This window comes from Leptospira ryugenii, from assembly GCF_003114855.1.
GTDB lineage: Bacteria > Spirochaetota > Leptospiria > Leptospirales > Leptospiraceae > Leptospira_A > Leptospira_A ryugenii.
Genome location: NZ_BFBB01000003.1, coordinates 339,126 through 363,318, shown reverse-complemented (window position 1 = coordinate 363,318; position 24,193 = coordinate 339,126). Strand labels below are relative to the sequence as shown.

The following is a 24,193-nucleotide window of genomic DNA, read 5'->3' as shown; positions in this document are numbered from 1 at the left end:
GATTAGGCTTTTTTCGGTCGATTTGCTTCGTCCACAAAAACTACCTTGGGTTGGTAGTCCTTGGCAAGTTCACTTTCTTCCAATTGTCCATAGGTAATGATGATGATTTTGTCCCCTTTCATCCCCAGACGGGCGGCCGCTCCGTTCAGGCAAATGGTCCCAGAACCCCTTTCTCCGACAATGAGGTAGGTTTCAAACCTGGCACCGTTGTTGACATTCACGACGGAAACCTGTTCATAAGGTCTCATCCCTGCTAGGTCCATGAGATCTTGGTCGACCGTAAGACTTCCTTCGTAGTGCAATTCCGCCTCAGTGACGCTCGCACGGTGGATCTTTCCTTTGCAAACTGTGATGATCATTCCCCAGACCTCTCAAATAAAACCCTAAACATTTTTCCCGACAGTTGTAAAAGGCTTTTTTGCACTAATACATGTATTTTCGTATTGATCCTATCAATGGCGAAGGGGATTTCTTCAAATAATGGCGTAACGACATAGTTCTCATACAGGTTCGGGTAGTGGCGGCTTTCATCCACGACCTTACTACGGAAGGCTTCTACAACTTTCATCATAATTCGCTTTTCTTCTTTGGATAAGACAAGACCAGGGATTGCCGAAACAAAACGAAGTTGGAAGCATTGGATGCCTTGAGCTGTGATGAGAGGGACAGCATCTATATGGCCTTGTTTTTTTAAGTGGAGGAGTGCTTCATTTAAGGCAATGGGATAAGGAGAGTCATCGAGGTGGATATATACGGAGTCCGTGATCATTTTTGCATGTTTTTGGAAGCAAACACCATCCGAAAAGTAAAGAAGCTTTGCTAAATCTATACGGTTGCGACCCTGACTTGATTTCTCAAGGATCCATAAGATTGCATGGCAAAGTTTCTCCATTCTCAGCTTGCTCCGTCTTTTTTACTGGAAACTCCCATTTCCTACCCGAAATACCTCAAATTCCAAGAATCATCTCGGCGCCTGAGAAGGGAATCCTTCCTCTTTTTAGACCACAGGCCATGTTTGACAGCGGGTCTTGCGGCGAAAGCGGAAAATCTTTTGGTGCCGAAATCCCTCTTAGCAGATGAGGGCATTGCCTATTATGAAGTCTCTCGCGGGGGCGATTATACGGCACACGAGCCGGGACAAATTGTAGCCTACATCCACTTGGACTTAAAAAAGCGCTCTATCACTTTGATCGATTTCGTAAACACTCTATTGCAGTCCGTCCAGAATGCTAGCTTAGAAATTTGGGGCTTAGAACTCATAGAAAACCGCTCTAAGCCCGGGCTCTATTTGAAGGATTCACCAGGACAAAAATTGGTATCTGTCGGTGTATTGGGTAAGTCTTACTTCACAAGCTTCGGGATTGCATTGAATGCAGTGAACCATCTCAAGACATTTCAATACATCCATCCTTGTGGAGGTTTGGCTAAGGATATGGTAACGGTCCAGTCCTTGGGAAAGATCAGAGATTGGGAGGAAGAAAGACGTCGTTGGGTGGGAGCCTTTCTTTTCCATTTTGACCGCCTCATTTATTTTCTAACAAAGTAATTTTTTCCAAAGATATGTGATTTCTTCCGAAAATGATACAGGAAGGGATTCTTTCATGCACATACTCAGGCTCGTTGTCTATTTTTTTTGCTTATTTTTATTTTTTGAATCCATAGCGCTCTCTGCAGTTATGTGGTCTTTTTATGAATCAACAAAAAACGCGCTGCAGCAGGAAGAAGTGGTTTCGGAACATAGAATACGAGACCTAGTCCTGGCTCTTGCCAAGGCTTCCGAGGTAAGGATTGGCAACCAATCCTTTTCTGAGTTGAATACAACCTACTCGCGTTATGTGGAACTAACAAAAAATGATCCAGAGACCTTCTTTATCCATAGTATCAAACTTTACCAGCCAAATGGTCTTTTGCTTGCATCCTCAAAAGCAGAAGAAGTAAAAGAAGAACTCAAAAAAAGAAGTGTGGATGAAGCTATCACAAAAGAAGCCTACTTTCGAAAAGCCAATAGAATGAAAAAATGGGAATGGTCTGAGAGTGAAGTTTCACCTAAGCCACAAATCAAATCATCAGAAGTAAAGCTACCAGAGTATGCAAAAAATATCCTAAAACTTTTCCCTGGAGCGAAAGCGGAGGAAAGGTTGATCTATGCGCCTATTTACCATGAAGAGAAACTAGATGTATTGGCTGTTATTCTCATTACATACCAGAAGGCGAATTTATTGCTTCTCCTAGAAAATCAGTTTGAGTTGATGTCTTGGCTACTTATCAATTATAGTACCATTGCATTTATTGTAACAATTGTAATGTGGTTACTGTTTTTCCTTTTCATTTGGATTACGAAATCAAACGCAAACCAGGATAAAGGAATAGAAAAGTCCAACCAACTTGTGGCACCACCACCAGTCTTGGAAAAAAAGACGTTCACAAACCAAGAAGTAGTCTCGGATCTAAAGGCAATTGAGACTGAAAAAGCAGCACCTGCGATCCGAACGGCAGAGAGAACTACTATACAAAATGAAAACGATGGCGTTATCGATGCCATCTATTTGGGATAATACCATGGCCAATGATTTAGATGATAGGATTTTTTCGATCCAACTTAAAGGTGCACTGGATGGTGCAAGCTCCGAAGACCTGTATTTGTATCTTGAATCTCAAATGAAGATAGGGTATAAGCGGTTTATTTTCAACTTCTCGCATGTGAATTTTATCACATCGAATGGCATTGGAACTCTTTTAAAAATCCAAAAGAACTTAGGCCAAGATTTGGGATATTGCTTTGTAATTTATGGTCTATCCAAAGAAGTAGAGACTGTGCTGAGTTTACTCGGCCTACTGAAAAAATTACCGATCAAAAGAACTCTCGCAGAAGCAGAAGATTATTTGCGTGATATGGTCCGTGTAGTTCCCAAAGGGAACCATACTGAGCTTAAAACTCCCAATAAAGAGAGTTTACGTTTTTATTTTTCAGGACTGCCAAAGGCACAAGATGCTAAAGAGGTGCCAAAAGTATCGGCTTTGGAGCCTATTGTGACCCAGGAAACGAAAGAAGATGCTTTAAATACGATGAAAGAACCAGAGGCAATTCCTAAGCAAAAGCCAGTAACGGAGATGGAGACTCTTTTAGAAGCAAAACTCTCCCATCTACGCACGGAGATCAAAGAAACGCTTAGCCAAGAATTGGAGAAACGATGGAATTGGAATCCCCTCTCTACCGCAAGCCAAACAAAAGAGGAAACGATCCAAATCCCTTCTTATATCCAAACCAAACCAAAAAAAATGGATTCCTTTTCTGAAAAGATTGTTCGCTGTGAAGCCTGTGGAACAAAGCTCCGGATCAAACAATCAGGACTCCATAAATGCCCAAATTGCAAAATTGAAATGATGGTTTCACAATCTGGTAGCTTCCATTACCATGAAAAGTTTTCCTCCTAAGCAATGAGTGAAGGTTCGGAAAAACCCAAAGAAACCACTTCTAGTGCGAGACGTAGCCTTGCGCTTTCTTTTTATACATTTCTATCTAGAATCCTAGGTCTCATCCGGGATCACTTTATGGCTGTTAGTTTTGGGACAGGTATGGTGGCTTCCGCCTTTAGCGTAGCCTACCGACTGCCAAATATGTTTCGAAATCTCTTGGCAGAGGGGACACTCTCACAATCCTTTATGCCTATCTTTTCCGAATACGATGGGAAAAGTAGGGAGGAAGCACGTGTGATGACTGGGACAGTGCTCAGCTTTCTCTTCCTTTGTCTGTCTCTATTTGTAGCTGTCTTTTGGTTTGTCTTGGCAGATCATCTTCCCAAATTAGTGGGGGGTAGCCCTGAATACGGTGCGCTCGTTGTCCAACTCTCGCTGATCTTATTTTTTCTCATCATGACGGCGAGTCTTTCCTCTATTTTTATGTCGATTTCCAATTCTCAGCATAAATACTTTATCCCATCACTTTCTCCTATCATTTTAAATTTTAGTTATCTGATTGTTTTTATTGGTATCTTTCCTTTTGTCCAAGAAATCCAGGAAAGGGTGTTTCTTTTGGCGTATGGGATCATATTAGGTGGTCTTTGCCAATTGATTGTACAGATGGTCTATGTCTATCGTTTGGGCTATGGTCCTATCTTTCGTTTGGACATTCAACACCCAGCGATCCAAAAGATCTTTCGATTGATGCTGCCCGCTGCTTTGGGAGGAAGTTTTTACCAACTTGGTCTATTGGTAGATATCTTTATTGCAAATTACATTCAGAATGCAAATCCAGGACTCGGTGCCGTTGTTAGTTTGGATTATTCCCAAAGGCTTGTCCAATTGCCAACAGGAATTATAGGCGTTGCCCTTGCCACCACCATATTGCCCTCCTTATTAAAGGATTTAAGAGCGGACCAAAAGGAAAATGTTCCAAAGGAAATCTTGGATGTTCTTTGTTTTGGGTTCTATTTAACGATCCCTGCTGCCATTGGCTTGTCCATCTTAGGTGAATCCGTTTTGAATGCTATTTACTTTGGGGGACGGTGGGATTTGGAAGCGACGCATACTGCATTCTTCCCCTTGGTCTTTTATTCGATTGCAATCCCATTTTATAGTACAAACAAAGTCTTAGTCTCTTCCTATTATGCATTTCAGGATACAAAGACTCCACTCCGAGTACAGTTTGTAGCATTTCTCTTGAGCATAGCATTGAGTTTGGGATTGATGTTTTATTTGAAACACTCGGCAATTGCACTAGCATCTGCCATTTCGGCATTTTCAACTTCTTCTTTGCTTTTATGGTTTTTAAAACGACATGAAATCCAAATCCCTTGGAAATCTCTATTCAAAAGGCTAAAACAAATTTTTGTCCCTATCCTTGGCCTTTCTCTGTTTCTTGTGGTCTGTGAATGGTATTTAAAAGAGTATTTATTCCAATATGCATTAGGTCAGTATTCTGTTGCAATGAAAGCAAGGGTTTATCTCAGCCTGAGCATTGGTTTTTCTTTGGTTATCTATCTTTTGCTTTCGCATTGGATTCGATTGCCCGAGGCTGAAATTTTCTTAGGTCGCCTGTTCAAAAAACGACCTAAGAAATAATTTATCGTATCGCTTCTTCGCATCGTTTGCAAAGATCGCCCTCTTTTTGGATGTCTCGCGTATGACGCCAACAGCGAGGGCACTCTGCTTGTTTTGGTTTTAGGACTCTGATTTTGACCTTGTCTGTCCCCAATTCGGAGAGTGCTTCACCCTCTGTTTTGCTTCCTAGTTCTACTTGAGAAACAACAAAGAAAAGCTCAAGATCCTCTTCTGAAAAGGATTCTAAAGATCGGAAGTCTTCAGATTTGGTTTCGATTTGTACCTTTGCCTCTAAGGACTTTCCAAGGAGGCCCTTTTTTCGAGCCTCTTCCAGTGCTTTCTGTACGCTTTCCTTTGCCTCAAAGATCGGTGCTAAGTCCTTTTCTAAGTCGAGGTTTTGGTATTCTTGCAGAGTTGGGAAATCATGGAAAAAAACAGAGTCTTGGTTTCCAAATTCTTGCCAGACTTCTTCTGCAGTGAAGCTCAAAATGGGAGCAGACAGGATAGTTAAGGTTTCTAAAATTTTGGCAAGAGCAAATTCTGAAGACTTTCTGAGTTTAGAATCTCGCCTTTCACAGTACATACGGTCACGAATGATTTCAAAGTAATCCTGAGAAAGGTCAACAGTACAAAAGAGAAGTAACTTTTGGTACACTTGGTGGAACTGGTATTGGGAGTAGTGTTTTTTCAGATCTTCCACAAGTTGGTAGAGTTTGGAAAGATAAAAGGCATCTACTCTTTCCAATTCATTTACATTGGAAAAATAAGAGAGGGCTTCTTTCTTGGAATTTCCTAATAAATAGCGGAAGGTATTACGGATCTTTCTATAATTGTCTGCAACGATTTTTATGGAATCTTTTCCAACCTTTACATCATCTCGAAAATCCTGAGTGGAAACCCAAAGCCTTAAAATATCTGCCCCGTAGATATTGATGATATCAGTGGTTGGGTTGATGACATTCCCAAGCGACTTTGACATAGCATGCCCTTTCTCATCCAAGACATATCCATGTGTGAGAACATTTTTGTATGGTGGTACTTTTCGGATAGCCATGGATGGCCAAAGTGAGGATTGGAACCAACCTCTATGTTGGTCCGATCCTTCCAAATAAAGATCCGCAGGTTCTTTTCCTATTGAATCCCCAAAGACTGCAAAACTGGAAACTCCTGAATCAAACCAAACATCCAAAATGTCTTTGTCTTGTTTGAGTTCTTCTGAACCGCATTGCGAACACTTTGTACCGGATGGCAATAGTTCCTTAGCTGATTTTTCATACCAGACTTCGATACCTTCCCTTTTTACGATCTCAATGAAGTGCGAGATAGATTCCTTTGTTAGATGAGTATGGTTACAAGATGTACAGGTATAAGATGGGATAGGAACACCCCAATTTCTTTGTCTAGATAAACACCAATCGGGACGAGACTCCACCATAGAGCGGATACGAGTGATGCCCCAATCTGGTATCCAGTTCACTTTGTCTATTGCCTTTAATGAATCTTCTCGTAGATTTGCATGGTCAATCGAGAAAAACCATTGTGGAGTCGCACGGAAGATCAGAGGTTTTTTACTTCTCCAACTATGCGGGTAAGAGTGTACGAATTCTGAATAATGAACCAAAGCATTTTTTTCTTTTAAGATCTCAACGATTTTGGGATTGGCATCCCAGATTTTAATCCCCTTCATCAAGGGAAATTCATCCGTATAACGACCGTAATCATCTACGGGTGAAAAAGGTGGTAAACCTGCTGCAGTCCCTACCCGGTAGTCATCAGTTCCGTGGCCAGGTGCAGTGTGTACACAACCAGTTCCAGCATCTAAAGTTACATGCGGTCCAAAGAGGGGAATAGATTTTTGGTCAAGGAAGGGATGACGGAATACCATCTTTGCTAGATCGTCTTTGGAAAGAACGGTCTCTTTTTGTAATGAAAGGCCTGTTTTTTGGCTTACGGCCTCTGCAAGTCCAGTCGCTAGGATTAATTTTCCATGGCTGTCAGATTGAAAGACAGCGTATTCAAGTTCTGGGTTGAAACAGATTGCTAAGTTAGCCGGTAAAGTCCAAGGAGTCGTTGTCCAAATCAAAACGGATTCGTTTGTTTTGCCCTCTACAGGGAACTTAACGTAGATGGAGGGAGAGGTATGGTTTTGGTATTCAATTTCGGCTTCTGCATGCGCTGTAGCTAAATCAATGCACCAATAGACTGGCTTTTTGCCTTTATAGATATAACCCTGTTCGAATAATTTCCCAAAGACTTCGACGATCTTTGCTTCAAATTCAGGTGCCATGGTGAGGTATTTATTGTCTTCCTCCCAGAAACACAGAAAGCGAGTTAAGTCTTCTCCCTGTTTGGCGATATATTCATTTGCATATTCACGGCATTTTTTTCTGAGCTCTGTGGGGCTTGTATTCCTTGCTTCCTTGCCAAGGTTTTTTAGAACTTGAACTTCAATGGGAAGTCCATGGCAATCCCAACCTGGGATCATGTCTGCATATAGACCTGACATCGTTTTGGATTTTAAAATGAGGTCTTTTAGAATTTTATTAAGAGCATGCCCTGTGTGGAAGTTCCCATTGGCATAGGGTGGGCCATCATGCAAAACAAAGCTAGCTCGGCCTTTGCGAATTTCTTTCATCTTTGCAAAGGTTTTGTTTGTTTTCCAGTCTTGGATTTGTTTGACCTCTCGTTTGGAAAGGTCGGCCTTCATTGGAAAATTGGTCTCGGGGAGTGCTACCGTTTTCGAATACGGATTCTCGGATTCTGCTTTTGCCATGGTACAGCCATAGTTTGCAAGTAAGGAGAAATCGAAAACGGAAAAATCCGAAATGGAGCTTAGAGTTTCACTCTCACCCCAGGAAGTTCATCACGGAGTCTTTTCACATCGGCCTTTTCAAAAGGTATCTTCTGGAAGGAAATTTCTTTAAGGAAGGATAGTTTCCCAATGTTTTTCGGTAAACTTTGGTAGCTCCGCAGTAGGGTCAGATCCAATCTTTCTAAACTTTTGATGGAGGCCAAAATCTCTACGTCCTCTTCAGTCAGTTGGATTTTTGTTTCATCCAAGGCTAGAGTTTTGAGCTCTTTCAGTTCTCGAAAAAAAGTTGGGACTCTTTCCAATTTGGTTCTTCCTAAAAGAAGGACTTCTAAGTTTTGTAAATTTGCCAAGCTACTCGGCAAAGACTGGATGGGATTGCCATACAGATTTAAAATCTTAAGTTGCTTTAGCTCTCCTAGTTCCTCTGGAATAGCCACGAGAGAGTCGTACTGTAAGGTCAACTCTTCCACCTTTTGGAGTTTGGAGATTTCTTTGGGCAGGTAGGCGATTTCTTTTTTGGAGAGATTCACAACTCTTTCTTGTTGGTTCTCCTCTATCCATTTGTTGAGATCAATCGTTTCCTTCTTACAATCTGCAAATAGACCCAATAGACACACTGGTAAAAGCAAAGAGATAGGTTTCATGATTACCTAGATTTTGCTTTGCGTATCCTTTGGAAATGAAGAATTTGCAGAGGCTTGTCTACGTGAGAAAAATACTCGAATTGAGATGGTTCATTAAGGAGATAAAGAAATGAGTGTCGGATAGTTTTTCTGCCTTTCCTTCCATTTTGGTTTTTAATCCTTCAATACGGCCTTCTTGCCATAGAAGCACATAACCGTGGATGAGCGACCACAAGAGGAAAGAAATCTCACGGATGTCACCTTGTTTGATGATACCACCCTCCTGCAATTTGTTTACAGCATCCAAAAGAACTTGAAAGGATGCAAAGCCAGCCTTCTGGCAAGCAGGGTAATCTTCATAATCATCCAAGGTTTTGGAAAACATCAATCGATAGATTTCTGGGTTATCATTTGCAAATTTAATATAAGAGAGGCACATCGATTGGAAGGCTTCTCTTGGTTCAGTCTCCAAGTTTTTGCAACCTTCGAGAAGTGCGATACGGAATTGAATGAACCCATGTTCCACCATGTTTGCCAGTAACACTTCTTTTTTCGGAAAATGTTTGTTTGGTGCTGAATGAGTGACACCTAACTTTTTTGCAATCTCTCTCAAACTTAAGGTTTCGATGCCTTCTTTTTTGATCCAAAGAAGGGACTCCTTTAAAATGGCATCTCGCAAATTTCCATGGTGGTAGGATTTTCTCATTCGAACCATAGTTTCATTCTAAAAATAAATCTTTCCTGTGTCTACATTTTTCATTGACAAAAGAGAGAATGTGGATATTGTCTACATTTAATGTAGTCACTGTCAACCTGGAGGGGAGATGAAGGCATTAATCACACAAAGTTTGGTCCTCTTATGTATTGGATTTCATTTTTACTGTAAACAAGGGAATGGATCGATCGAAAAAGAACTTCCCGTAAATGGTTTTCGCATTCTGGAATCCATCCCTTTAAAGGAGATGGTGCTTCGAGCCAAAGTAAACCAAAGAAAAGGAGAGAGGGAATACTACTTGGAATTCTCAAAAGATCACGAAAGGATCTTACGAGAATACAAACCAAACAAACTTAGGCTGAGTTTACCCTATGCTATGGCAAAGGATATCTTTGTGGATCTTCAATACCGCGAAGAGCGCATCGTAAGTCGATTTTCCTTTCCCCAAGGACTCATAGATTCTGCCGAATTGAAATGTAGTTTTTATACAAAGGATAAATATACCTACCCGGTTCCAGTTGAATCAATCTACAATCCATTCGGGAAAAGTCCGAGTGTTTACATCGTGCGAGATGGAAAAGCTGTCTCAGTTCCTATCACAGTACAAGGTGTTCACCAAAATTTGGTCCTTGTGAGTGGAGATCTTACGGAAGGATCGATTATCATAAAATCTAGATTAGGTGAATTATTTTCTGGCCTCAAAGTAGGTGTCAAATTATGAATTTAGCAAATTTTGTATTAAACCGTAAAAATTTAATTTTAACGATTAGTATCTCTCTCTTCTTTTTGGGGATTTTAGAATTTTTTGTGGTACCGAGGGAAGAAGACCCCAGGCTTAAAGAAAGAGTGGGTGTCCTACGACTCATCTATCCTGGTGCATCCATTGAATCTATGCGAAAGTTGGTTGCTAAGCCCACCGAAGAGGCATTAGTTGAAATACCAGAGATTTCAGTTTTAGAATTGAGGATTCGTCCCGAAGTATGTCTAGTGGAAATTCGTTTGAACGAAGATCTCGGTTCTGAACAGGAAATCAATGAAGCATGGAAGAGGGTTGAGGATGTTTTAAAAACCAAGGAGTCCGTTTTCCCGAGAGGAATGTTTCCTTGGGATTTGAATCGAAGGGTTCTAGACCAAGAAGCGATTTTGATTTCTTTAACAGGTTCTGAAGATCCGATTCTACTCAAAGATACATTGGAAACTCTTCGAACTGAGCTTTTGCAATTGCCACAAGTAGCAAAAATCAATCGATTAGCAGATCCCGAAGAGGAGGTCGAGATTTTTATCCCCAAATCTAGGTTAGATGCAAAAGGCATAGGATTACGTTTTTTAAATGATTGGATGCGAGCCGCAAATCATGAGATTCCGCCCGGAACATTTGCTTTAAGTGGAAAAAAGACAATTATAGAAACTGATTCTTGGTTTCGGAACATAGAATCGATAGAAGACTTAATCATTCCACTTGCGAGTGGAGAGATAGTAAAGGTTTCCGATATTGCAACGGTAAGGCGGATCCCAAAAAAACCACAAACTGAATGGATGCGGTTGAATGGCACACTTTCGGTAGGAATAAGCATTGTTGCCAAAAAGAATATTGATCTGATCAAATTCGGAGAAAAGGTCAATGCTGTGGTTAGCCAGTGGCAAAAGAGACACCCAGATCTAAAATTAACAGTTATCAATTCTCAACCAAAATATGTAAAAGACAGGTTGCAAGAGTTGGGTGTAAATCTTTTATCAGGAATTCTAATCGTAGCCTTGGTACTTGTCGGTATGATGGGATTGCGTTTGGGACTTTTATCCGCATTCATCGTTCCAATGATTGCCATAATTAGTTTGGGGATATATGGATTGTTTGGTGGCGTTTTACACCAGATATCAATTGCCGCCTTTGTTATGGCCTTGGGTTTACTCATTGATAACGTCATCGTGGTTCTGGAAAGTATCCAAGAAAAAATTGATGGTGGCATCGCATTGGCAGATGCTCTTACACAAACAATTTCAGATCTAGCATTCCCTTTGCTCAGTGCGACGGGCACAACATTGGCTTCTTTCATTCCACTTTTGGGCTCTAAGGGAAATTCTTCAGACTTTACTAGAGCGATTCCAATCATCAATATGCTGACTTTGTTTGTAAGCTTTGTCTTTGCCATTTTGGTAACGCCTATCCTTGCAGAAAAATTTCTTAAGCCAAAACGAACAGAAAAGGCGGATCCCTTTCTCAAATTATCTGAATCGGTAGGAAAACAGGTTATCAAACACTATCGTTTTTTCTTATTGGTTGCTGGAATCAGTTTCCTTGTGGCAATGTCTGGCTTTCCTTTGATACCAAAGAAATTCTTTCCTGACGCAGATAGAGACCAGCTTCTTGTGGATATCCGTCTCCCAGAAGGAACCGATGTAACGAGAACCAATGAGATTGCTAAAAAAGTTGAATCTTGGATCCAAGGAGATAAGCGAGTAAAAAATGAAACTGTATTTGTTGGCAGAACCTTGCCACTCTTTTATTACAACCTAAACCAATCACCAAACAGCCCACACATTGCTCAAATTTTGATCAATATGAAAAACAAAAAGGAGAAAGAATCCTTTAAAGCAGAACTGCAGAAGAAAATCGATACTGAAATAAGCGAAGGATATGTGATCCTACTTGAGTTAAAACAAGGACCACCTATCAAAGCTCCCATCGAACTCAGGTTTTATGCAAATGAGTTTGAGGACTTGGTGTCGACAAATCAGTTGGTATTACAAGAACTTACAAAGATTTCTGGTTTGAAAGAGATCCGTAGTGATTTGAGTATTGGAACACCAAAAGTGAATTGGCAAGCAGACGATGCCTCGCTCAGTCGATTTCGTTCCAATCGGTCGGACCTTAGTTTGAGTATCCTTTCTCAGACAAGGGGAGTTCCCGTTGGAAAGTACCAAGCGGGAGACAGAGCCATCCCACTTGTGATCCGCACCATGGAGCCAGGAGATTTGAGCATCGAATCTATCTCGCAAAGCACATTATTTTCCACAAGGACAGAGCCTATCAAACTTTCGAGTTTGAGCCAAACAAGTTTGGAATGGGAACCATCCTATCTCTTCAGAAGGAATTTAAAAACCGGATTTACCATTTTAGCAGAATTAGGTCCTGGGCTTTCCGTAGATGCAATCGTTCCCAAAATTTCTGGAAGAATTGAATCTTTATCGCTTCCCAATTCCATAAAATGGGAGTTTGGTGGTGATCAGGCAGAATCCTCAGAGGCAAACCAATCACTTCTGGCCGTGGCACCCCTTGGGATGATGTTACTCATTTCCTTTCTCTTGTTTGAATTTGGATCTTGGAAAAAAGTAGGGATCATTCTCATTACGGTGCCTCTCTCTTTGATCGGAGTTGTCCCTGGTCTTTTGATAACAGGCCAATCGTTTGGCTTTTTGTCTCTTTTGGGAATCTTTGCACTCGTCGGTATCGTCGTGAACAATGGAATCTTACTTCTGGATTATGTTGGCAGTAGCCAAAGGGAGGGGAAGAGTTTGGAATCTTCCGTTCAATTTGCAATCCAGAAACGAATCCGTCCTATCTTACTTACTTCCATGACGACGGTCGCAGGCCTACTACCTTTGGCATTTTCGGAGGCAACGTTATGGCCACCATTTGCATGGACTATGATTTCTGGATTGTTAGTGTCCACATTGCTAACATTAGTTGTCGTTCCCTCGGCTATCTTATTGATATTAGGGAAGAAAAACGAAAGTACGAAAATAAAAAAGAAATTCCTAGGTTTCATTGCACTCTTTTTAGCATTTCCTCTTTCAATCTCTGCCGAAACAGTACTCGATTGGAAGGATGTTCTACGAATAGCAGAAGAAAGTCCTCGAGTTAAACTGGCCTGGGAAGAGTGGAGGAGAAAACACTTTGAAACCGAGAAATTGAATCGCGCAGTGTATTATCCTAAATTAGGTTTATCTGTAGAACATGTGGATAGAAATAAAACTCTTTTTCCCAATGCATCTCTTCCTATTGTAAATGGATTGAACCAAAGTTATTGGACAGGTGGAGTGGAAATCCAACAAACACTCTTTGATCCAGCCAATTGGTTTGCTGTCTCAAAGGCTTTGGAATATTCCGAAGATGCTAGTAAACTTCTCTCCTTTCGAGCAAAGGAAACTTCCCAATCAGAATCTCTGCTTGCCTATATCAGCATCCAAAGGATTCAGAAAAAAATAGCTAATTTGAAGGATCTACAAAAAACTTTGAACCAACGAATGGTAGAATTGAAAAGACTCTATCTACTTGGCCAAGTAACCGAGGGCGAGTTATTTCGGATTGAGCAAGCGATCAACCAAACCAAAATTGCGATCGAAGATTTGACTGAAAAACAAAAAATCGCAACTCTCTACTTAAAAAGACTCCTTGGTTTAGAAGAGCAAATCAGCTTAGGAGGACTTCCTGACATCAATGACCTAAAATTCCAAGTCAATGAAAACGATTTGGAGCCACGCCTTGAACTTAGGGCCTTACATAAAAAGATGTTTGCATTGGAAGAGCAAAAGAAATCGATAGAGTATGAAGCCTATCCAAAGTTAGTTGCAAAGGGTGGATACTTTTACTTAGGTACCCAACAATTCAATACAAATGATTGGGCACAAATCTCTCTTGGAGTTTCTGTAAATCCTTTTGATGGAGGAGTGCGAAAGACTCGTTCCGATGAGTTGGATTCTCAGATGATCTCTGTCCGAGAAGAAATTAAGGATTTGATCAGAGCTCTCGTATTAGAAAAAGAGGATTCCAAGTCACAGATAAAAGTAAAAGAGACTGAACTTGAAATCCGCTCCTCTAATGTAAACAAATCTCGGTATGCTTCTAGAAAAGAATACGAAAGAATGAAATCTGGTCGTGTGAATATCAACACTTGGATAGATGCAGAGGTTATGTATACTGAAGAAAAAGATAAATTTGATATGTGCCAATTTGATTTGTTGGAAAATTGGGTTCGTTATCGTAACGTATTAGGGATTGCTTATACGGTAAATCCATAAGAAAAAGATAGACAGGGGGAAAATCGTAGAGATTTCTTCCCCTATGGCCCTCATACAATATACAAACGATCATACCATTTTACAATCTTCCGAAACTGAATCTATCCTTGATTGTTCCTTGCGAAATTCGCTACCTCACAAGCATGCTTGTGGGGGAAAAGCGAGGTGTTCCACATGTCGAGTTTTGGTTTTGGAGGGTCTTGAAAATTGCCCACCTAGAAATGAATTGGAAGAGGCTTTAGCCAAGGCAAAAGGTTTTTTACCGAATGTGAGACTTGCCTGCCAGACAATCCCAACAGGGGAAGTGCATTTGCGTAGGTTAGTTATAGATGATGAGGATGTTGAACTAGCTAAGGAACAGGGAGCAAATGGTTTCGGAAAGGAAAAGGAAGTGGCTATCCTTTTTAGCGATATACGAGGTTTTACTTCCTTTGCGGAATCAAATTTGCCTTACGATGTGATCCATATCCTCAACCGCTATTTTAAACAAATTGGGGAGGTCATCTTAAAAAACAAAGGTTACATAGATAAATACATTGGCGATGGGATTATGGCAATCTTTGGATTAGAAGACGGAGAAGAAGCAAATGAAATCTGTTTTCAAGCTGTGCAATCTGCACTTTTGATGTTAGAAGAATTGGATAAGTTAAATGAATATCTTGAATTGAATTTTGATGTTCAGTTCAATATTGGTATCGGGATTCATTTTGGAGAGGTAATCATTGGTGAGATTGGTCACCCACTTAGCAAACAAGTAACAGCTATTGGTGATAATGTAAATTTGGCTAGTCGCATTGAGCAGTTAACAAAGGCGACCTCAGTGAAAGTTCTTCTGAGTAAAGAAGTGAAAGAGAGAGTTCAGGATCGAATCAAAATCGGTAAAAGTTTCCAAGCAAAAATTAAGGGCAAAACCGGACTCTATCATATTTTTGAAGCTTTATCTCTTAAATAGGGGATAGTTGCAAGCTTAGATTGGCTTCGTTTTGGTGGAACATTAGAAGTGAGCTGAGTTTTAAAATTTTTAAAATTCTTTCCACACTCTTAGTGGTGTGAAGCAGGTAAATTTCTCTACCTTCTTTTTTGAGTTTCATCTTTTTATGGATGATGATCCCAAGCACTGCTGAGGATACTTCTTCTACTTCAGAAAAGTCAAGAAATACATGTTTTTCATTTTGGTGGAGAATGCCATTTAATTCTCTTTCAAATTGGGTGACAGATAGAATATCCAAACAATTTGTTTCTACTTTATAAATGGTAGTTGTTTCCATCTCACGAATCATCTTGTTTCCCTTCCTTACATCAAAGGAAACGGATTTAAAAAAAATAAGTTAACGTACATCTGGATTTTTTTGCATGTTTGCTTCTTTTCCTGTTAGAGTTTTATAAGTCTTTTTTTCCCGTTTTGAAAAAAAAATGCTAAAGCCTCCTCTTGAAACTTAATTGCTAGAATTTGCCAGTGCCCTAAAAAAACTGGGAAAGAATTCAGGTAATGTATGATTAAAATTTCTGGCCTCCACAAATCCTACGGCAGTCAAGTTCTCTTTGAAGATCTCAGTTTTAGCATCAATCGCGGTGAAAGAGTGGGGATCGTAGGACGGAATGGACATGGAAAATCCACACTTTTCCAAATCATGTTAGGCCATACAGATTATGATAGTGGAACCTTAACTGTGCCCAAAGGATATAAAATTGGTCACTTAGAACAACATTTAAAATTCACAAAAGATACGGTATTGGAAGAATGTGCGCTTGGTTTACCTGAAGGTGAAGAGTATGAAACCTGGCAGGTAGAAAAGGTACTCTTTGGGCTTGGGTTTACAGAAAAGGATATGGAAAGATCGCCGAATGAATTTTCTGGTGGGTACCAAATTCGAATGAATCTTGCGAAACTTTTGGTTTCTAGACCCGACATGCTCATGTTAGATGAGCCAAATAACTATCTAGACATTGTCACGATTCGTTGGTTGGAAGAGTTTTTAAAATCTTGGGAAGGCGAAGTAGTACTCATCACTCACGACAGAAGTTTTATGGATAGTGTGGTGACCCATGTAGTGGCCGTACATAGAAAAAAGGCCATCAAGGTAGAAGGAGATACTGAAAAATTATACTCACAAATCAACCAGGAAGAAGAGATTTATGAAAAGACACGTTTGAATGAGGCAAAAAAAAGAAAACAAGAAGAGCAGTTCATTGCCAGGTTCAAAGCAAAGGCAAGTTTTGCAAGCCGTGCCCAATCAAGAGTGAAGAAATTAGAAAAACAAGGAGAGATGAAAGCATTAGAAAACATTGAGGATTTAGAACTTTATTTCAATGCCAAAGAATTCAATGCCCAGCAGATGATGTCAGCAGAACATCTAAACTTTTCATATAATGGCCAAACTCCTTATTTGATAGAAGATTTTTCGATCAGTGTCGGAAAGAGAGATCGTATTTGTATCATAGGAAAGAATGGAAAGGGAAAGTCTACTCTACTCAAGATGTTGGCAGGAGAGTTACAACCTGTAAACGGAACGATCGCAAGGCATCCTTCCCTTAAAGAAGGCTACTTCGGTCAGACAAATAAAATGTCTCTCAAGGATGGTGCAAGCATTGTCGAAGAAATAATGAGTGCTGACCCAAACTGTTCCGAGGGGAAGGCAAGAAATATTGCGGGCGGATTGATGTTTTCTGGAGATTCCGCACTTAAAAAAATCAAATTTCTGTCTGGTGGCGAAAAAAGTAGAGTGATGTTAGGAAAAATTTTGGTGACTCCTTGCCATCTTTTGTTTTTGGACGAACCAACTAACCACTTAGATATGCAATCATGCGATTCATTGATCGAGGCTATCGATCTATTTGATGGATCAGTCATTATGGTCACCCACAACGAAATGCACTTACGCGCAGTGGCCACCAAATTGATTGTTTTTGACCATGATACCATCCAAGTTTATGATGGAACCTATGATGATTTTCTCTCTGATGTTGGTTGGTCTGATGAGATGTAGGTTTTCTAAAACGTACATTTTGTCCGAAATCCTATAGATGCGTATTTCAAATTTCACCTTAGAAAAAATTGCAACAGGTAGCAGAGCACGTGCCACGAGTTTTGAAACCATGCATGGTAAGGTGCAAACGCCCATTTTTATGCCAGTTGGAACACAAGCCACCGTCAAAACTCTCAATGTCGAGACTCTAAAGAATGTAGGTTCAAATGTTTTATTAGCAAATACCTACCATTTGTTCATCCGCCCAGGCAAAGAGGTATTTGATCATTGTGGTGGGATCCATTCCTTTATGAATTGGGATAGGCCTGTTCTGACCGACTCGGGTGGGTTTCAAATCTTTAGCCTCCCCAATGCGCGAAAAATCACAGAAGAGGGCGCTCGGTTTCGCAGTTATTTGGATGGCAAAGAAATTTTACTCTCACCTGAAGTCAGCATACAGATGCAAAGGTCTATCGGTTCTGATATTATGATGGTATTGGATGAATGTGTTCCTTCCACTGTTTCTCATTCAGAAGCAAAACGAGCCATGGAGCTCACCCATCGTTGGGCGAAAAGAAGTTTAAAGGCACGAGAAGACAGCAAACAAGCATTATTTGCCATTGTGCAGGGAGCCTGTTTTGAAGATTTGCGCAAAGAAAGTGCAAAAGTTCTATTGGATATGTCTTTTGACGGTTATGCAATTGGCGGTTTAGCTGTTGGAGAAACCAGGGAAGAGAGAGAGCATTTTGCCGAATTTGTCGCAGATCTTTTGCCAAGAGAAAAACCAAGGTATTTGATGGGTGTAGGGACTCCCCTTGATTTACTTGAGGCAGTACATAGAGGAGTGGATCTTTTTGATTGTACGATACCTGTAGAACTAGCACAAAGAGGGGTAGCATTTACAAGCCAAGGAAAGATCCAGATCCATAGAAGTCGTTACCGATTTGCAAATGAAAGTTTGGATGTAGAGTGTGCTTGTCGTACATGTAAACACTATAGTAAGGCCTATCTACATCATTTGATCAAAGCAAGTGAAGTTTTAGGTTGGCAACTTCTCGCAGAACATAATTTGGTATATTATCATAACCTAATGTCGGACATGCGTTCTGCTATCCTAAATGGAACGTTTCTTTCTTATTATGCGAATAAGAAGGAAGAAGTTCTCCAATCGGATAACACAAATGCTTCTTTTAGTCGGATCATAGGAAAAAAGGAAAAAAAGTTAAGTTTAGGGAATTATTTTCTTTTGGAAAATGTTGAAAAACATATTTTTAGCATCCAACATACTGTGTCGGGAGAGGTTATGCATTCTATACACTCTCCGGATGAAGAAGCAAATGCTCTCTACATACGGCATTCCCAATTAGAAAACCGCTTACGAGAAGGGAAAGAAAGGGAGATAGTGGTTTGGGATGTTGGACTTGGAGCTGCACACAATGCAATGGCGGCATTGTTACTTAGTAAACAAGAAGATTTAGGCAAATTGTCTGTAGAGAGTTTTGAAAATGATTTAGACCCTCTCCGATTAGCCTTACGCCACCAGGGTCGTTTCCCGCATCTATTCCATAAAGCCCCCAAACAATTGCTAGAGAGTGGAATTTTTATTGGAGAGAATGTGGAATGGAAACTCCATTTAGGTAATATACAGGATACATTTCAGAAAGCAAAACTTCCAGATGTAATTTTTTACGATCCTTTTTCCTACAAAACCAATGCAGAACTTTGGGATTTTTCCTGGTTTTTACAACTGAATCGATATCTCAAAGGTGCAAACAAACAAATACAATTGCTAACTTATTCCCAATCAACTCTTGTACGTTCTGCACTTTTAGCTGCTGGCTTTTATGTTTGTAAGGCGGAAACCTTAGGTGAGAATAGAGAATGTACGATAGCCTATACGCGAAAAGAACCAATGATTTCGGGACAGATTTTAGGAGAGGAGTGGCTTGGTCGTTGGAAGAGAAGTGATGCGAAATATCCAAACTCCTATCAGAATAGAAAGGAAGAATGGGAAAGATTGGTGCTTTCCCATCCTCAATTCACCGAATAAAATTAGCTTAGGGATTCATACGGTATGTATCTTTAAGCGCGAGGATTTTATTCACATAAAACGTATCAATCTTTTCTTGATCATAGATAGATTTACGAACCAATCCTAAACAAAGTTTGGAATGAGCCTCTGAAATTTTTTCTTTACCCGCAAGGTCAGTTGCATACCTTGAAAAATCACGGACAAATACATGAAAGATTGCATCTAGGCTATCCTCATCTATCGAATCAAATTCAGAATATTCTAATATGAGCTGTCCGTAAATGATCAAACTCAATAACTCTCCGATGGAAAGCATCAAATCAATATCTGTCTGGTCTTCTTTGGAGAGCGATAGAGTTTTGACTAGCTCAACGAAAGATTGAATTTGTGATTTGAATACATTTAGATTTGGAGTGCTAAATTTTCCGTAAATTTCTTCATAATCACCGAGAGGGACATTGCGCGTTGCCTTCGTTGTTGCGCCTTGAGCAAAGAGAAAATCATCGCTTTGGGGAGCGGTGATGTGAGGTACTTTTTTCGCTGGTTTTTTCTCAAATAGATAAGCATTTAAGAACTGATTTACAAGCATCATATTGATATGGACTGTACCTTCTAATTTTGGTAACATGCGTATGTCACGAGTTGCCATCTCAAAGTACATATCTTTTTCAAATCCTTTGGCAGCAATGATATCCCAGAGGTGGTTGATGACCTCTTCCGCTTGCATTGTAACTTTCATCTTTACCATGGGATTGAATAGTAAATACCTTCGGTCTTCTTTCGAAGCGGCTCGCATATAATCGCAGGCGCGAAATGCAAAGGCTTTCATAGCAATCAATCTTGCATAGGCATCAATGAACAGTCGTTTGATGTGAGGAAAGTTTGCTACCGTGTCATTGAAGAGTCTACGATTGGCAGCATGGTTGAGTGCTTCATGGAAGGCATGGCTTGCAATACCGATGGATGCCCAGCCTAAATTGTACTTTGCATAGGCAACAGTAGCAAGTGCCGCATCCCAAGCATCCCTATCTTTACTTAAGATATCTTCTTCGGTGATGGGGTAGTCATTTAATTGGAATTCTGCCACATATTTTTGAGATTGGACTACATTTTGTTTCAATTCGTACTTTGGATGGTTTGTTCTCACGGCAAAGAAAACAAACTTTCCAGTTTCTGCATTCTTTCCAAAGACAGAAAGTCGGCTGGCGACGTTTCCATTTCCAATGTAGTACTTTGATCCTTTTGCAAGGTACGTGCCGTCCTTTTGTGGGTAGAGCATCATATCTGAGGAGATCAAATCGGCACCATGTTCTTTTTCGGAAAGGCCAAAGCCAAATACGCCTCCCTTCAATAAATCTTCTTTGGTTTCGTTTTTTACCTTTTCATTTTGTGAGTTCCAGATAGGGCCAAGGCCTAGGATACTCACCTGCCATACATACCAGTAGGACAAACCATAGAATCCCAAAATTTCATTGAAGTAACAATTGCGATAGTTATCAAAACGGCTTCCCTCTGTCCCAAAGGCGGGAGGTGCGAGCAATTGGCCAAAAATGTTTTCTTTTTTCAGGTGTTCAATAAAGTCATCATACCAGCGGTAACTATGATCATCACTTTTTAGTTTCTGTTTTCCTTTGGTTTCAAAGAACTGAATGGTAGATTTTAAAATATGCTGTGTTTTTTCATCCAAGTGGGAATAGTCGGTTTTCTTTGGATTTAAGATTTGCATGGGTATCCTCAAAATTTTGCTTACAGGGCAAGGAAAATGATCCACCCTAAAGAATTCCATCATTTAAAATTTAAATTTAATGTTGTTAGATTCGGCTTCCCCTTATGAATAGAAACAAATCCAGATTTTTTTGCCTCTCAAATGATCAATTTTGACCAACTAACAGCTTATAAACAAATTCCCAACCAATTGGATGGTAAATGTTTTGCTTGTGGCCCCATCCATCCAATGGGATTGCATATGGTATTTTATACTGACGAAACTTTTGTTTTTTCCCGATTGGAAGTCCCAGCTCATTTTGCAGGCTGGAGTGACCTAGTCCACGGAGGGCTCACGGCAACCATTTTGGACGAGACTCTGGCTTGGACTGCTATTTACAAAAAACAATCTTTTATTTTAACAAAATCTTTGCAGGTTGATTACTTAAGACCCTTGCACGTAAACCAAACCATCTATTCCCTCGGTAGTATCAAAGAGGTCTTATCCGATCGTGAGTTGTTGATGGAAGCCAAAATTTTCAACAGGGAAATGAAACTAGCCGCAAAAGCAGAGGGAAAGATAGTTTTATTTTCTTTGGAGGAGATGAAAGAAAGAAAGATTATTGATGAATCTTACCTTTTAGACTTTCAGAATGTAGTCTTTTCAAAGTAAGACGGATTTGTTCTTTTTTCCTAAGGTGAGGCTTTGCAGGATAAATTTATCTTTGTCGGAGAGATCAATAAACTCAGCACCAATGTGAAAACTGGAGGCGTCTCTTTTCTCTTTTCGTACGATTCGTATCTTTGCATCGATCCATTGTCCAGAAATGGCCTCACGAAGTTGGATATCCAACACCTCTGAAATTTCAATTGGATGTTCTGTTTCAAATCCTATGCCTGTCAGAGAAATATCCTTTGAAATACTTTTGAATGTTAAATCGGGCAGGCGTAAAAAGAGCTCCATACGGGAAGGAACACGCATACTGGCACGTTTGTCTTGGCTATAGATGCTGACTTTATTTTTCCCGGTGAATTTTGAATAGTAGAGAGCTTTGTCAGCCATATCATAGAGCTCCTCTGCAAAGGTTCCTTGCTTCGGATAGGTGACCAAACCACAACTAATCGTGATTTTGCGGTCTTTGAAATAAATCTTTCTAACTTGTTCCAACAATTTTTCCGCTACAATTTGCGCATTCTCTTCCCCCGTATGAGGTAATAGAATGGCAAACTCCTCTCCCCCAATTCTACAGACGGTGTCTTCGGTGCGGATATTTTGTTTGAGAGTGTTTGCAACCAATTTCAAAACCTCATCTCCGCTAGTATGTCCATGTGTATCGTTGATTTGTTTAAAATCATCGATGTCTAAAATCAATACGGAAAAAGGTGCACCATGCCTTTGGCTTTGTTTGAACTCTCTTTCTAGGGAATGGTGGAAGTGCCTACGGTTGAAGAGTTTTGTCAGTTCGTCAATGAGAACCAACTTTTCCGTGTCTGTATAAACTCGTATTTCTATGAGTTTGGGATTGTTTAACTTTTGGTTGATGCGGATGAAATAATCCAACATTGCAACACGAAAGCTGATGGGACGTTCCAGTGCGGATGAGATAGTATTTTTGTGGTCTAATATTTCTTCCCAGATTGTTTTGGCTTCGTCTTCCGGAAATTCGAGAGAGCTGAGGATTTGGAGTAAGGTTGAGTAGGTACCTGTTTCTTGGCTGTCTTCGTGTTTCAGCTCTGAGATTCTTTTTAGAATGTACTCTTCGTTTTGGGCATCTTCATCTAAGATATGAATGATTGTATCTTTTAGGCTAAGAGCTTGCACGGATTGTTTGTTTTCTATTTGAACCATAGGGAATGCGGGAATGTGATAAACATCATAGGGCTCATTCTTTTATCAAGTTTTTTCAAAAAGTGATCCTCCGTTGTGGATTCATTTTTTGATTCTTTCTTTACCTATCCGTAAATCAGCTACAAGTTGCACCTATGAAGCATGAAAACGAGTCAAAATCAATCGAGCTCACAGCGGTTCGCAATCTTTTGCAAGTAAGCGGAGAGGAGAGCACTTATTTAGAAAAATTAAACTCCTCAGAACTTACGAATTTAAAACACCAAATTCTCCAATCCGTGCAAGATGGTCAGAAAGAAATTTTCGGGACAATTGCAAAAGTAAGTAAATATATGCCAAATTTCTTAAATGCTAAAGTATCCCAGGATATTCTGGGCCCACAGATCACAGCAAATTTGTCCTATTTTTTGCCACCAAAAGAGGCAATTGGGATCGCTTCGCATTTCCCTAGTCGTTTTTTTGCAGATGTTGTCGAACATTTAGTCCCAGAAAAGATCAGTGAAATGATTGCGCTCACTCCTTTCCCTCAAATGAGAGATGCGGTGCAAGAGCTTGTGAAACGGGGGAATTTTTTTGTGATCGGATCATTGATCGATTACACACCTTTGCCTTCTGTGGATAAAATTGCCCGTGGCATTGCTGACCCGGCACACCTCATTCAGATCACATATTTTTGTCGGGACAAGGAAAGAGTTCTCGCTCTCTTTCGTGAGTTTGGAACGGAAAAAATCTTTGAAGTGATCCGTGCTGGTCTAAGGGAGGAGCTGTTTTCTATGATGCAAAGCATTTACCAATATGCGGATGAGATGTTATTAACCTTAACAGAGAATAGCATTCGAGAAAAGGACCCGAGCCTACTCGGTAGGTATGGGGAACTGATAGGCAAGCGTTTGTAAGGTGGTAAAAAACTGAATCGTATCTGCGATAATTTCTCCCTCTGGGAAGTATTGGGAAGATTGCTTTAGGACCGAAACTGTTTGGTTTTGTGTCGTCCATTTTCTATTGCATAAAGATGGACGAGGTTAGTTTGCGTTTGATGTTAAGCTACTCCACGAAACAGATCGCTCCTTGCTAAAAAAACGATTTACTATTCCTAGAGGATCCGCCTTTAGCAAGAGTTCTTCTTTGGAAAAAGATGCTTTCGGTGAGTTTGGTTGCGTATAGCTTGGTTGTATGGAACCACAAGCTTCCAGCTACTCCTGTTTTTGTGAATAGCCAAAAAAGGAAACGAAATCTGCAGATATACGTATATCTACTCTTAGTTCAGAATGAATTTATTTCAATAAAGCAAAAATGTACCTTCGTAGATCAAGGAAAGGACAATGCTTCTTTATTTTGGATCGGTTCCATGTTTCAATTTTTTTTGAAGTTCGTGAAATTCCAGAAAGGATATCGAAAAATTGATCGGCTTTTGGTAGTTCTAGACTGTCATTTAT

Annotated in this window: 19 protein-coding genes; 11 read left to right on the top strand and 8 right to left on the bottom strand. The window is 40.2% G+C overall.

Features of this window, described 5'->3' with window-relative positions; all coding sequences use genetic code 11:
• Nucleotides 1-2: 2 nt before the first annotated feature.
• On the bottom strand, nucleotides 3-359 hold the full coding sequence (gene panD, locus DI060_RS06095; RefSeq protein WP_108974782.1) for an aspartate 1-decarboxylase: 357 nt from the start codon (nucleotides 357-359) through the stop codon (nucleotides 3-5).
• Entirely contained in the window at nucleotides 356-892 is a 537-nt protein-coding gene (locus DI060_RS06090) for a type II toxin-antitoxin system antitoxin SocA domain-containing protein (protein ID WP_108974780.1), read from the bottom strand. The genes panD and DI060_RS06090 overlap by 4 nt, the downstream gene beginning before the upstream one ends.
• Here DI060_RS06090 and DI060_RS06085 point away from each other — a divergent pair.
• Genes DI060_RS06085 through murJ form a run of 4 tightly spaced genes read left to right on the top strand, consistent with a single transcriptional unit; the run spans nucleotide 875 to nucleotide 5,061 of the window.
• Nucleotides 875-1,546 carry a lipoyl protein ligase domain-containing protein gene (locus DI060_RS06085; protein WP_108974778.1) on the top strand — a complete coding sequence of 224 codons (672 nt, stop codon included), beginning with the start codon at nucleotides 875-877 and terminating at the stop codon, nucleotides 1,544-1,546. The genes DI060_RS06090 and DI060_RS06085 overlap by 18 nt on opposite strands.
• A gap of 55 nt (nucleotides 1,547-1,601) precedes the next feature.
• A complete protein-coding gene (locus DI060_RS06080) occupies nucleotides 1,602-2,555 on the top strand; it encodes an LIC_12071 family protein (RefSeq protein ID WP_135355003.1) in 954 nt (317 codons plus the stop codon).
• 4 nt (nucleotides 2,556-2,559) lie between these two features.
• Nucleotides 2,560-3,435: an STAS domain-containing protein gene (locus DI060_RS06075; protein ID WP_209451991.1), complete on the top strand. Its 876-nt coding sequence runs from the start codon at nucleotides 2,560-2,562 to the stop codon at nucleotides 3,433-3,435.
• Nucleotides 3,436-3,438: 3 nt separating this feature from the next.
• A complete protein-coding gene (murJ, locus tag DI060_RS06070) occupies nucleotides 3,439-5,061 on the top strand; it encodes a murein biosynthesis integral membrane protein MurJ (protein ID WP_108974772.1) in 1,623 nt (540 codons plus the stop codon).
• A 1-nt stretch (nucleotide 5,062) separates the two neighbouring features.
• Here the strand turns inward: murJ and ileS are convergent, their stop codons facing one another.
• The 3 genes from ileS to DI060_RS06055 are packed head-to-tail and all read right to left on the bottom strand — an operon-like array spanning nucleotide 5,063 to nucleotide 9,190.
• A complete protein-coding gene (gene ileS, locus DI060_RS06065) occupies nucleotides 5,063-7,813 on the bottom strand; it encodes an isoleucine--tRNA ligase (protein ID WP_108974770.1) in 2,751 nt (916 codons plus the stop codon).
• A gap of 59 nt (nucleotides 7,814-7,872) precedes the next feature.
• Nucleotides 7,873-8,496, bottom strand: coding sequence for a leucine-rich repeat domain-containing protein (locus DI060_RS06060; protein ID WP_108974768.1), 624 nt, complete (start codon nucleotides 8,494-8,496; stop codon nucleotides 7,873-7,875).
• 58 nt (nucleotides 8,497-8,554) lie between these two features.
• Nucleotides 8,555-9,190, bottom strand: a complete 636-nt coding sequence (locus DI060_RS06055) for a TetR/AcrR family transcriptional regulator (protein ID WP_108974766.1) — start codon at nucleotides 9,188-9,190, stop codon at nucleotides 8,555-8,557.
• Between the two features lie 109 nt (nucleotides 9,191-9,299).
• Here DI060_RS06055 and DI060_RS06050 point away from each other — a divergent pair, with 109 nt between their 5' ends.
• From DI060_RS06050 to DI060_RS06040, 3 genes are read left to right on the top strand one after another with little or no spacing between them, the layout of a single operon-like run.
• The gene (locus DI060_RS06050; RefSeq protein ID WP_108974764.1) at nucleotides 9,300-9,911 is read left to right on the top strand and encodes an efflux RND transporter periplasmic adaptor subunit; all 612 of its coding nucleotides are present in this window, start codon (nucleotides 9,300-9,302) and stop codon (nucleotides 9,909-9,911) included.
• Entirely contained in the window at nucleotides 9,908-14,209 is a 4,302-nt protein-coding gene (locus DI060_RS06045; RefSeq protein WP_108974762.1) for an efflux RND transporter permease subunit, read from the top strand. The genes DI060_RS06050 and DI060_RS06045 overlap by 4 nt, the downstream gene beginning before the upstream one ends.
• A gap of 43 nt (nucleotides 14,210-14,252) precedes the next feature.
• Nucleotides 14,253-15,161: an adenylate/guanylate cyclase domain-containing protein gene (locus tag DI060_RS06040; protein WP_108974760.1), complete on the top strand. Its 909-nt coding sequence runs from the start codon at nucleotides 14,253-14,255 to the stop codon at nucleotides 15,159-15,161.
• On the opposite strand, the gene DI060_RS06035 is transcribed toward DI060_RS06040, so the two are convergent.
• Complete coding sequence (locus tag DI060_RS06035; protein WP_108974758.1) at nucleotides 15,154-15,489, bottom strand: STAS domain-containing protein; 336 nt, start codon at nucleotides 15,487-15,489, stop codon at nucleotides 15,154-15,156. The two genes, DI060_RS06040 and DI060_RS06035, sit on opposite strands and share 8 nt — an antisense overlap.
• A 213-nt stretch (nucleotides 15,490-15,702) precedes the next feature.
• On the opposite strand from DI060_RS06035, the gene DI060_RS06030 reads away from it, so the two are divergent.
• Nucleotides 15,703-17,196, top strand: coding sequence for an ABC-F family ATP-binding cassette domain-containing protein (locus DI060_RS06030; RefSeq protein ID WP_108974756.1), 1,494 nt, complete (start codon nucleotides 15,703-15,705; stop codon nucleotides 17,194-17,196).
• A 37-nt stretch (nucleotides 17,197-17,233) separates the two neighbouring features.
• Nucleotides 17,234-19,225, top strand: coding sequence for a tRNA guanosine(34) transglycosylase Tgt (gene tgt / locus DI060_RS06025; protein ID WP_108974754.1), 1,992 nt, complete (start codon nucleotides 17,234-17,236; stop codon nucleotides 19,223-19,225).
• A 7-nt stretch (nucleotides 19,226-19,232) separates the two neighbouring features.
• Here tgt and DI060_RS06020 read toward each other — a convergent pair whose 3' ends face one another.
• Nucleotides 19,233-20,933 (bottom strand): acyl-CoA dehydrogenase family protein, encoded by a 1,701-nt coding sequence (locus DI060_RS06020; RefSeq protein WP_108975679.1) that lies wholly within the window; start codon nucleotides 20,931-20,933, stop codon nucleotides 19,233-19,235.
• A 141-nt stretch (nucleotides 20,934-21,074) separates the two neighbouring features.
• Between DI060_RS06020 and DI060_RS06015 the strand changes: the two genes are divergently transcribed.
• Complete coding sequence (locus tag DI060_RS06015; protein ID WP_108974752.1) at nucleotides 21,075-21,584, top strand: PaaI family thioesterase; 510 nt, start codon at nucleotides 21,075-21,077, stop codon at nucleotides 21,582-21,584.
• Here the strand turns inward: DI060_RS06015 and DI060_RS06010 are convergent.
• On the bottom strand, nucleotides 21,576-22,760 hold the full coding sequence (locus DI060_RS06010) for a diguanylate cyclase (protein ID WP_108974750.1): 1,185 nt from the start codon (nucleotides 22,758-22,760) through the stop codon (nucleotides 21,576-21,578). The two genes, DI060_RS06015 and DI060_RS06010, sit on opposite strands and share 9 nt — an antisense overlap.
• A gap of 134 nt (nucleotides 22,761-22,894) precedes the next feature.
• Here DI060_RS06010 and DI060_RS06005 point away from each other — a divergent pair, with 134 nt between their 5' ends.
• Nucleotides 22,895-23,653: a hypothetical protein gene (locus DI060_RS06005; protein WP_108974748.1), complete on the top strand. Its 759-nt coding sequence runs from the start codon at nucleotides 22,895-22,897 to the stop codon at nucleotides 23,651-23,653.
• Nucleotides 23,654-24,193 lie beyond the last annotated feature (540 nt).